Genomic DNA, 10735 nt, shown 5'->3' with positions numbered 1-10735 from the left:
CACAATTATGCTTAAAATGGGGTGAGATATTCCCCATACAAACGCTTTCGTTACCCATGATAGGATTGCATGAGAATCAATCCAAAGTCTGATGCTATCCAGTTGCTTATCAATGTAAGCGCCAACAGAGTTTTCAATAGCTGTAGAGGTAGTTTCGGTTATATTATCGACGGCCTTATCGGTTGCAGTCGTAATATTATGAACTGTAATAGATGCAGTTTCAGTTAAAGAATCTTTTGCTTGTGCGGCAGTATTGCTAACCGTACTAATAGCTTGATGAGTTGCTTCAACTAAAGTGTTGACTGCATTGGCGGTAGTTGCCGTTATGGAATCTTTTGCTTTCTCCATTGTTTCGCCAACAGTATTAATTGCTCGGTCAGCAGTTTGGCTGACATTATCAACTGCATTGCGAGTAACTTCTGTGGAAAAATCTTTAACTCGATCGAAGCTTTTAACAACCTGCTGAGGGAGACTGACTTCCATAATAGTTGAGATGTTGTCCTCTCAGATAATTTGAAATTTCAGAATTGAGATTGCAAATTGAATAATTACTTTTTTCAATTTGCAATCTGCAATCTTGTTGAAGATGCGATCGCATCTACCCATCGGTCTAGAATAAACCTAAATCCGTCACGGCACCAACACTGCTGGAAGATACCAACTTAGCGTATTTTGCCAACACACCCATCGTATAACGCGGTTTGGGGGGTTGCCACTCAGCGCGACGGCGTGCTAACTCTTCATCAGAGACGTGCAGGTGCAACGATCGCGCATGAGCATCGATCGTAATCGTATCGCCTTCCTTCACCAGAGCGATCGCACCGCCCACAGCTGCCTCCGGCGCAACGTGACCGACCACCATCCCGTAAGTTCCGCCGGAAAAACGCCCATCCGTAATCAATCCTACCGAATCTCCCAATCCCGCACCGATAATTGCCGAAGTGGGTGCCAGCATTTCCCGCATTCCCGGCCCACCTTTCGGCCCTTCGTAGCGAACGACAATCACATCCCCAGGCTTAATTTGTCCGGCGATAATTACCATCAAGCACTCTTCTTCCGATTCAAACACCCGCGCTGGCCCAGTAATCTGCGGCTTCTTAATTCCGGTAATTTTTGCTACCGCCCCTTCCGTGGCCAAATTTCCCCGCAAGATAGCCAAATGTCCTTGAGAATACATCGGGTTACTCCAAGGACGGATAACTTCTTGATTGGCGGGCGGTTCCTCCGGAACATCGGTTAACACTTCCGCAATTGTTTGACCAGTGATGGTGAGGGCATCGCCGTGGAGCAAATCGTGTACCAACAGCATTTTCATCACTTGCGGAATCCCGCCAGCTTTGTGCAAATCAGTCGCCACAAATCTGCCCGATGGTTTTAAATCGCACAATACGGGAACGCGGGCGCGAATAGTTTCAAAATCATCCAGGGATAATTCGACACCAGCAGCGTGAGCGATCGCCAAAAAGTGCAACACCGCATTCGTCGAGCCGCCCACAGCCATAATTAGAGAAATAGCATTTTCGATCGACTTACGAGTGATAATATCGCGGGGTAGCAGTTGTTTGCGAATTGCCTCCACCAAAACGAAAGCAGATTTCTCCGCACTTTCCTCCTTTTCCGCATCTTCAGCTGCCATAGTGGAAGAGTAGGGCAAACTCATCCCCATCGCTTCAAAAGCGGAAGACATGGTGTTCGCGGTGTACATACCACCGCAAGAACCGGCACCGGGACAAGCCTTGCGTTCCACTTCCAGCAGCTCGTTGGCATCAATTTTCCCGGCGCTGTATTGTCCTACAGCTTCAAAAGCGCTAACAACAGTGAGGTCGCGTCCGTTGTGATGGCCGGGTTTGATCGTACCCCCATAAACGAAAATGGCTGGTATATTCATACGAGCGATCGCAATCATCGCCCCTGGCATATTTTTATCGCAACCGCCAATTGCCAGCACCCCATCCATACTCTGGCCCATACAAGCAGTTTCGATCGAATCGGCAATCACTTCCCGCGACACCAGGGAATATTTCATCCCTTCCGTTCCCATCGAAATGCCGTCGCTGATCGTAATCGTGCCAAACATCTGCGGCATCGCACCCGCAGTCCGAATAGCCGTTTCGGCGCGAATAGCCAGCTGATTTATTCCCATATTGCAAGGGGTGATCGTGCTATACCCGTTGGCAACACCCACAATAGGTTTAGTAAAATCATCATCACCAAAACCAACAGCACGCAGCATAGCCCGATTCGGCGAACGCTGCGTTCCCTGAGTGACGACTTGGCTTCTAAGATTGTCCGGCATTCTTTTGTCCTTTGTCAGTTGTCAGTTGTCAGTTGTCAGTTGTCAGTTGTCGTTTGTCTTTTGTCGTTTGCTTTTGACTAATGACTGATGACCAATGACACTTGTGCAATGACCCTTGTTTTTGATTTTCTCAGAAGGCATCGTTGTTGCGTAGCTAAAAATAACAGAATGCAACAAAAGCTTGTGGCATTTGGGATGATCGATGAAACAAACCATTACCAGTACAGGATAAAGTATTTGTTTGTGCAAACCCTTGTGGGCACGAGGGAATGCCCAAAGCCAAATGCTTCGCCTCTGGGGATAAAGTCACAAATGGACATACAGTATGGATGCCAATGAATTGCTGAGGCGATATGCGACGGGTGAGAGAGATTTTTGGGAGACCAATTTGCGGGGAGTATCTCTGATCGGTGCGGATTTGAGCGAGATCAACCTGCGCGGGGCAGATCTCAGTCAAGCGAATTTCACAGGAGCCAACTTAATGGGGGCTAATCTGCGGGAGGCTAACTTGCGGGGAGCCATCCTGCGAGCTAATTTGACTGAAGCTAACCTGATTGCAGCCAATCTAAATACAGCCGACTTGAGTGAAGCTTGTTTGACCGATGCTAGCCTGCGGGGAGCCAATTTGGAGGGAGCTAATCTCAGTGGTGCTATCCTGACCGAATCTAATCTCAGTGAGGCCCAAATGCGAGGCGCTGACCTGAGTAGAGCTAAACTAATTGATGCTCCCATGAATCGGGTCAATCTGATCGATGCGAATCTGAGCGAAGCTATCCTAGATGGAGCGATTTTAACAAATGCCATCTTAAGTAGAGCTGTTTTGGAGAAAGCCCACCTTATCAATGCCGTCCTCACCGGAGCTGTTTTAGAGGGAGCTAATCTAAGTGGGGCAGATTTGAGCCGCGCAAAACTCAGCGGCGTAAATTTGACTTCTGCTAACCTCAGCCAAGCCAATTTAAGGGGCGCAAACGTAAGTTGGGCAACCCTAAGAAGTACTAACTTCCAAAAGGCCAATCTCTATCGAGCGAAACTTTGCTGGTCTAATCTGACGGGGGCTATTCTGAGCGAGGCGATACTGATTGATGCCAATTTGAATCGGGTTAACCTACGCGGTGCTGAACTCAAAGGCGCAATTATGCCCGATGGTAGAAGCCACGAGTAATATCAAATCCGCTACGATTACCCCCGTTATGCACAGGGGGGAGTAGGGGAGCGGGAGAGCGGGAAAGTGGGGGAGTTGCAGAAGAACATTGAGGCCCAAAAAGGGGGTAGCCGTGTGCTGAGCGTTGAGTCAAAAATACTCGCAATTGAGTTTTGAGATGATATTAATTTTTGTTTTCGATCGAGGGTGCATCATCTAAAGCTCGCAATTCTTCAGCCACGCGCACAAATACGCTACGCCAATCTCTGGGATGTTGCTGACGAAATAGCCGTGCTGTGGGATACCAAGGACTGTCTTCTCTTTGCAACATCCAACGCCAGTCAGGATCGTAAGGCAACAAAATCCACACTGGCTTACCCAAGGCTCCAGCTAAATGTGCAACTGATGTGTCTATGGTTATGACTAAATCCAGCTGCATTAAGATCGCAGCTGTGTCGGCAAAGTCGTTCAGATCTGGAGACAGGTTTTGCACGCGGGTGGTTTGGTTTAACTGGTTGAGGTCTCCTGCTTCGATATCTTTTTGCAAGCTGTAAAAGCCAATCCCCGGTATATTAGTTAATTCTAGGAAATGAGCTAGCGGACACGATCGCTTTCTCGCTGTCTTACCTTTGGAGTAGCTTGCCCAAAGAATTCCCACCTTCAGTTTAGTGTCAGACAAAACTTTTAGTCGCACAGAAGATTGTGGCGCTTTGAGATAGGGAATTTCTGCCGGTACGGTTTCTATTGTAGTTCCCAAGATCCAGGGCAAGCTCATCAGGGGTGCGTGAACTTCAAATGCTGGCAAAGGGCTATCTTGGGGAATTAGTCGATCGATACAAGAAATGCTTTCCAATAACCGGATCAGGGATGCAGGGCTCTCGACTATGATGCTACCGCCATAAGTTGCCACCAAATTAGCATATCGAATGAACTGAATTGTATCTCCCAATCCTTGCTCGGCGTGCAGCAGAATTGTTCGCCCTTCTAGAGACGAGCCGTCCCACAAAGGCTGAGAAAAGGGACGCGGCGGAGTTTCCCGACTTTGCCACCGACTCTCGTATTCGGCGAATCCCCGTCGGAAATCGCCAGCTAATAGTAGCAGATATGCGCGATCGAAGCGATCGTCTGGATTGAGTTGGCTGTTCGGCTGTAAGTAAGTTAATGCTTTCTCTATCTCGCCTTGAAATATCAGCGCGTGGGCTAAATTGTTCTGTGCCATTGTCAAGTTGGGATTTAATGCCAAGGCTTGACGGTAGCAGCTCATGGCTTCGGTTGACTGACCGCCTTCTTCTAAGGCACTGCCCAAGTTGTTGTAAACTTCTGGCAATTTAGGATTGAGCGCCAAGGCTTGATGGTAGGAGGTAATGGCTGCCTCGATCTGACCCTGCTGTTTGAGCGCACTGCCCAAGTTGCTGTAAGCATCGGTGTATTCTGGCTTGAGGGCGAGGGCTTTTTGATAGCAAGTAATCGCTTGCTCTAGCTCGCCCATTTCTTTGAGGGTAACGCCCAAATTGTTGTAAATTATCGGATGATCTGGTTCGATCGCCAAGGCTTTTTGATAGCAAGCAATGGCTTCCGCAAAGCGATACAGCTTGTGAAGCGCACCGCCTAAATTGCCGTAAACTAAAGTATTATCTGGTTTGAGCGCTAAAGCTTGGCGATAGCAAGCGATCGCTTCTTCTAGTTCTTCTTGCCCAAACAACACACTCCCCAAATTGCTGTATGCTTCAGCATAATTTGGTTTAATTGTCAAGGCTTGACGGTAACAGGCGATCGCTTCAGGGAACAGTCCCTGTTGCTGGAGGACGACACCCAAACAATTGTAAGGTTCGGCATAATCGGGTGCGAGGATGGTAGCTTGCTGGTAGCAAACGGTTGCTTCTGGCAGTTGACCTTGTTCTTGCAGTGCCTTGCCGAGATTGTAGTAAGCTCCAGGATGATTCGGTTCTAGGTTTAATGTTTGTCGGTAGCAAGCGATCGCTTCCTCAATCTGCCCTTGCTGTTGTAGCACCATAGCCAAATTGTAGGGAAAGTCTGGCACATTAGGAGCAATTTTGACAGCTTTGCGAAAACATTCAATGGCTAGGTCGTGTTTGCCCAGCCTAACGGCAGTTAAGCCCAGTAATTGCAAGGCATCAAGATTATCTGGCTGCTTTTGTAGAATTTGACGATATATCTGTTCGGCTGGCGCTAGGCGACCGGCTTCGTAATGTTGGATAGCAGCAAATAAAGATTCTGAGACAGTCGTCATCCGATTTTGGATTTTGGATTTTAGATTTTAGATTTTAGATTTTAGATTGGCTGGGCCTAAGAAGGACAGAAGCTTTCCTAGTGATAGATTGAAAAAATTTTAGCTAAATCAAAAAGAAGCCCCACGTCCGATGTAAAACCATCATCGGGTTGAGTCCCGAACTTGTTTTCCAACGTGGCAATAGCAAATGAGACAAGAAGCCAACACTTACTGCAAGCAGTAAGTGTTGGTACTTCACCAACAAAGCTCACGGGCTCAAAGCCGTGAGCTTTATAGTTTGCCTCAGTCGGATTTTTTCTGAAGCAAGGAGCGATCGCCACAGGATTTGAGAAAAATATGGCGATCGAATAGAAAGGATGCAACAAGGGTGATAAGCGATCGCATAATTGTGGTATGCGATCGCCTGATAGACAGCGTAACTTGGGTAGCGTTTCCAGTCGAACAAACCTTTAGGAGGGTTGTGAGTCTGAATTAGCGTTTAAATACGCTTCGATCGCCTCGGTTGCTAATTCAACCACTGGCTTGCCTTGAGTGGCGGCAGCCTCCTTCAGACGTTGATAAACGTCATCGCGAACAGTGACGCGACGTCGAATTTTCGTAGCAGTAGCAGTGGTTTCGGAAGGTGTCTCGACTATAGTCTCGCCCATAACAGAAGAAGCTGAATGACCGTTGGTAAACTCTAACGCAGCTGGTGCCGATCGATAAGTAGCGGCAAAACTGCGAAGGGCCTCTAAACCTACTCTATGGCAAAAGTTACCAAAACTTTCCAGTTCTACCTGTTGTTGGCGTTCTTCTTTGAAATAAACAAACAGAGGTTCTAGGGCTGCTTCTAGATCTTGGATATCCAACTTCTCGATATAAGGTTCTGCCAAACGAGTTTGATGGGGGTCTGCACCCAGCCACAGCTGGTAAACGTTGGGAGCTCTGCCGACAAAGCCGAGTTCTGCCAGATAAGGACGAGCGCAGCCGTTGGGACAACCTGTCATCCGCACAACAAAGTGTTCTTCTGGCAATCCTACTTTGGTAAGTAGGGCCCGAATTCGGTCTAAAATACCGGGCATCGCTCGTTCTGATTCGGTGGTGGCCAAACCGCAGGTGGGTAGGGCGGGGCAAGCCATCGAGTAGCGCACTATGGGGTCGATCTCGGATACTTTTTTGATACCGCAGCGATCGAGTATTTGCTGTATTTGTGACTGTTGCTCTGGTGCGATATCGTAGAGAACGACATTTTGATGGGGTGTCACCCGCATGGGCAGTTGAAGTTTCTCGACGATTTCCCGCAGGGCGGTTCTCAGTTTAAAGTTGCCTTCATCTTTTATCCGACCGCTTTCGATGGAAATACCCAGGAAAAGCTTGCCATCTCCCTGTTCGTGCCAACCCAGGAAGTCGAGATATTTCCATTCCGGCAGGGGTTTTAATGGTGCGATCGCTTTGCCGAAGTAGCCTTCGACAACACTGCGGAACTTATCGACGCCCCATTCTTCCAGCAGGTATTTCAGCCGTGCATGACGCCGATCGGCGCGATCGCCATTATCTCGCTGGGTGGCGACGATCGCTTTGACCAATTCGTAGACATCTTCTTTTGCTACATAACCGATCGGATCGGCAACGCGGGGGAAGGTTTCTTCTTTGTTGTGGGTGCGTCCCAGTCCGCCACCTGCGTAAACGTTAAATCCTTGTAACTCTTGCCGATCGTTGGTTATGACTACCAAGCTCAGGTCTTGGGAGAACAAGTCAACCGAATTATCTCCCGGTACGGTGACGCTGCACTTGAACTTCCGGGGCATATAATTTGTGCCGTAAATCGGCTCTTCTTTGTCCTGGAAGATCGTGCCGTTGCTGTTGCTCTGCCGCGCCGCTACTACTTCTGGGTTTTCTTCACCCGTGACAAATTTTTCTCCATCCAGCCAAATTTCGTAGTAAGCGCCTGTTTGAGGAGTGAGCAAGTCGGCGATGTTGTTGGCGTATTCCCAAGCCCAGTCGTATTCTGGGCGATTTTTAAAGGGTGCTGGTGGTGCCATGACGTTGCGGTTGAGATCGCCGCAAGCACCCAAAGTTGACCCCATACTTTTGACGATCGCGGCGATCGCGGCTTTGAGATTTTTCTTTAAAATCCCGTGCAGCTGAAAACCTTGCCGCGTGGTCGCTCGTAGCGTATGATTTCCATATTCCTGAGATAACCGATCCAAGGTAAGATACAGCTGCGGCGGAATAAATCCACCCGGAGAGCGGGTACGCAGCATGAACTGATAGTCCTTCTCTTGACCCTTGACCCGATTATCCCGGTTGTCTTGCTGATAAGATCCGTGAAACTTGAGAATCTGAATGGCGTCTTCGCTGAAGCTGTTCGTGTCTTGCAGTATTTCTGTGGCAACGGGTTCCCGCAAATAATTACTGCGTTCTTTTAATCCTTCTACTTTGGAAAGCTTGGGAACGGTAGGAGTTTGAGTCGGAGACTGAATCATGGGAAATAGGAGTGCAACTTTAAATTAGGTATTTTAACCAGGTGTCCGTTGCCGCCACAGACTTTTGGATGGTTGAACCCTGATTTGGTGAAAACCGATATTCCGGTCGGGAATATGTACAATACCACAATTTTAACACTACAAAAAGCTGGGTCGCGCAGCCTGGGGCAACGGGCAATCTAGCAGCGGGCATTACACCGCAAACAATGGAAACAATATCTAATTTTCTATACCCACTCCTCAATACTTTTCTTTATCAAGAAATTCTTAAATATTCTGTCAAGTTATTTTAGGAATAAATACTCACTTATTCCGCAAGCCTTGACCAGATGAAATTGAAAAGTTAATAATTGTTAAGCAATGTAAAAAAATCTTGCAATAAGTAGTGTGAAACTTCATAATTAAACCTGAACGCACACAAGTTCTAATTTTTTGATTGTCACACGCTAAAAATCTTAAGCTGTGCATGAACTTATGTGTCTTGACAGCCAGCCTGTAGGTTTTTAGTTGGAAGCGGCAGAAATTTGAGATACGTTTTCAACCTTTTCTCAGTCCACTTGGTAACCTTCAGGGGTAATTCTCATGTTTGGTTTTATCAAAAATATATTTGGGGGAATTATGGCCTTTTTTGGCGGAATTTTAGGCATTGGGAAGAAGTCTAAGGAAGACAAATCAAACGCTCCTAAAACTCGTAAGGGACGTGGATACTACTTGGAATTAGATGAATCGCAAGCTGCCCAAACGGGTAATGGCAGTAAACCTGCACAAGCCGAAGCGGTGAAAGTAGAGTCAGCACCCAAAGCGGAACCTGCCAAAGTTGCAGAGGCGGTAGCGGCTGCACCTGCACCAGTTGCACCTGCCCCAGCACCCAAACCCCAGCCTGCTAAAGCAGAAGCAGCACCCAAGCCAGAAGCTGTCAAAGCAGCAGCACCTGTGGCAAAAGCTAACGCCAAGAGCGAACCCCAAGCTCCTTCTACGTTTGCTCCCAACTATTTGCTTACGCTCTCAAGCACAAACGGTCGCCGACGTCCTGGAGCTAATATGAGCTCATTTCTGGATATGGCCCGTCAGGTAAAAACTTCTAAATAGCATTTGACGGCAAATATTTGAGGAAAACTAGCCCGCTGTACAATTGGAAGGCTGGGTCCCAGTAGGACTCAGCCCTACGAAACAGCTCGATGTGGGATGGGATATTGTCTAAAAGTTCGCTGCGATCGATTGCTGTCTCGGCAAAGCTGGTAAAGTCAGCTAAAACTTTTGCATGAGACAGTCGAGAATTGAGAAAATCGATCAAACGATTCCAGTTTCTCCTGTTGGTAGCTATTTCGTGTTCGGAGGCAAAGTCAACCCCTTGCTGAAATTCGTAGGCGCTATCGTAAATGCGGAGAATCGAACGCCTGCTGGGTAGGTGTAGGTCGCAAATTTGGGCCCAGTCTTGAGTTTCCACTCGGCGTTGCAATCTTTTGAGATGGTCGTGGTCTACAACTTCTTCAAATATGGGCAACCGCGCTGGGATGATTTGGCGCACTTCTTGCCAATTAAAGCTGAGGGAACCGAGCTGATTTTGTTGGTTGTGGCAAACGACTGTGGGTTGAGGGGAAACTGACTGGAAATGGCTGACGCGAAAAACGTTGATTTTTTGAATATCGGCTAGGGTGGCACAAAAGTTGGGAATGTTTGCAGAAAGCAACTCTTGATTGTATAGTTGCAATTCGCCGATCGCACCTGTGCGATATAGCCGCCAACCTCGACTGGGTAGCAATAGCCGCGCTTTGTAAGGATCGAGGTTCATGATGCGGGCAAAGTTTTTGGCAGCTTGGGTTTTGGCTTCGCTGCTTATCGGTTCTAAGATGAGGACGCCCGGTTGTGTATTTTTGGGGTCAGCTTTTGCCATTGCGATCGCTTGTTGGCGTCGTTGTTTTTCATTTTGTTCCAAACGCTGCAATCCTTGACGAGCGACCGCCATAATCTTGGGAATGGTTGTGTTACGCAGCAACTGGCGATAAGTTTTTTCTGCCGCTTCCGATTTGCCAGTGACTTCGTGCAGGCGTCCGATATAAAATTGCACCCAAGGGTCTTGGGGCGATTGCTGTGTTAGTTGTTTGAGTAAGCGGGCTGCTTCTCGGTAGTCCTTGCGATCGAATGCAGCGGCAACTTGATCTATCATAGCTATCTTAAATATGGATTATAGTGTGGGATCTGTCACATTTTCGCTTCATTATTCATTTTTCCCATTTCTGCGGCTGCTGCCACCAGGGAGAGGGCGACAATTGGTGCGAGTACGGCAGTTAGGATGCGGCGACCGAGAGAAACTGGCTGGAAAGAGGCGGCGCAAGCTGTTTCTATTTCTGCTTCTGTCCATCCTCCTTCTGGGCCGGTGGCTACAGTCACTGCTCTTTGGGGTGTGTGCGTTAGGCAATTTAGTAGGTGAGGATGGTGACCGCGTTCGACGCAGATATATTGATGATGGGCTTGATATAATGCTAATGCTGTGGTAAAGGGAAGCGGTTCGAGGATTGTGGGTACGATTTGACGTTCTGATTGTTCGGCTGCTTCCGTGGCAATACGCCGCCAGCGATCGA

8 protein-coding genes and 1 pseudogene are annotated in these 10735 nt (G+C 48.0%); 2 read left to right on the top strand and 7 right to left on the bottom strand.

The window, feature by feature from the left end; genetic code table 11:
* Both H6S82_RS06620 and ilvD read right to left on the bottom strand, forming a co-directional pair.
* Positions 1-483: pseudogene (locus H6S82_RS06620) on the bottom strand (hypothetical protein); the annotation flags it as partial.
* A gap of 127 nt (positions 484-610) precedes the next feature.
* On the bottom strand, positions 611-2296 hold the full coding sequence (gene ilvD / locus H6S82_RS06615) for a dihydroxy-acid dehydratase (RefSeq protein WP_190465817.1): 1686 nt from the start codon (positions 2294-2296) through the stop codon (positions 611-613).
* A 325-nt stretch (positions 2297-2621) separates the two neighbouring features.
* Between ilvD and H6S82_RS06610 the strand changes: the two genes are divergently transcribed.
* Positions 2622-3458: a pentapeptide repeat-containing protein gene (locus tag H6S82_RS06610; RefSeq protein WP_190465815.1), complete on the top strand. Its 837-nt coding sequence runs from the start codon at positions 2622-2624 to the stop codon at positions 3456-3458.
* Between the two features lie 163 nt (positions 3459-3621).
* Here the strand turns inward: H6S82_RS06610 and H6S82_RS06605 are convergent, their stop codons facing one another.
* From H6S82_RS06605 to sir, 3 genes are all read right to left on the bottom strand, one after another.
* Positions 3622-5688 (bottom strand): tetratricopeptide repeat protein, encoded by a 2067-nt coding sequence (locus tag H6S82_RS06605; protein ID WP_190465813.1) that lies wholly within the window; start codon positions 5686-5688, stop codon positions 3622-3624.
* 247 nt (positions 5689-5935) lie between these two features.
* Positions 5936-6133 carry a hypothetical protein gene (locus H6S82_RS06600; protein WP_190465811.1) on the bottom strand — a complete coding sequence of 66 codons (198 nt, stop codon included), beginning with the start codon at positions 6131-6133 and terminating at the stop codon, positions 5936-5938.
* A 4-nt stretch (positions 6134-6137) separates the two neighbouring features.
* Complete coding sequence (gene sir / locus H6S82_RS06595; RefSeq protein WP_190465809.1) at positions 6138-8153, bottom strand: sulfite reductase, ferredoxin dependent; 2016 nt, start codon at positions 8151-8153, stop codon at positions 6138-6140.
* Between the two features lie 582 nt (positions 8154-8735).
* Between sir and H6S82_RS06590 the strand changes: the two genes are divergently transcribed.
* Positions 8736-9242, top strand: a complete 507-nt coding sequence (locus H6S82_RS06590; RefSeq protein WP_190465807.1) for a hypothetical protein — start codon at positions 8736-8738, stop codon at positions 9240-9242.
* On the opposite strand, the gene H6S82_RS06585 is transcribed toward H6S82_RS06590, so the two are convergent.
* Both H6S82_RS06585 and H6S82_RS06580 read right to left on the bottom strand, forming a co-directional pair.
* Positions 9235-10320, bottom strand: coding sequence for a tetratricopeptide repeat protein (locus H6S82_RS06585; protein ID WP_190465805.1), 1086 nt, complete (start codon positions 10318-10320; stop codon positions 9235-9237). The genes H6S82_RS06590 and H6S82_RS06585 overlap by 8 nt on opposite strands.
* A 35-nt stretch (positions 10321-10355) precedes the next feature.
* On the bottom strand, positions 10356-10735 hold a 380-nt coding region (locus H6S82_RS06580), incomplete at its 5' end, for an RsmE family RNA methyltransferase (RefSeq protein WP_191056103.1).

It is taken from the genome of Planktothrix sp. FACHB-1355 (assembly GCF_014748295.1).
Taxonomy (GTDB): Bacteria; Cyanobacteriota; Cyanobacteriia; order Cyanobacteriales; family Aerosakkonemataceae; genus Aerosakkonema; species Aerosakkonema funiforme_A.
Note: the sequence above shows the minus strand (reverse complement) of the source record. Positions and strands in the feature narration are given on the sequence as shown.

What these genes read in the sequence shown, in the direction of transcription:
- sir (WP_190465809.1), bottom strand. Translation starts at nt 8,153, where the DNA reads ATGATTCAGTCTCCGACTCAAACTCCTACCGTTCCCAAGCTTTCCAAA.
- H6S82_RS06590 (WP_190465807.1), top strand. Translation starts at nt 8,736, where the DNA reads ATGTTTGGTTTTATCAAAAATATATTTGGGGGAATTATGGCCTTTTTT.
- H6S82_RS06610 (WP_190465815.1), top strand. Translation starts at nt 2,622, where the DNA reads ATGGATGCCAATGAATTGCTGAGGCGATATGCGACGGGTGAGAGAGAT.
- H6S82_RS06585 (WP_190465805.1), bottom strand. Translation starts at nt 10,320, where the DNA reads ATGATAGATCAAGTTGCCGCTGCATTCGATCGCAAGGACTACCGAGAA.
- H6S82_RS06605 (WP_190465813.1), bottom strand. Translation starts at nt 5,688, where the DNA reads ATGACGACTGTCTCAGAATCTTTATTTGCTGCTATCCAACATTACGAA.
- ilvD (WP_190465817.1), bottom strand. Translation starts at nt 2,296, where the DNA reads ATGCCGGACAATCTTAGAAGCCAAGTCGTCACTCAGGGAACGCAGCGT.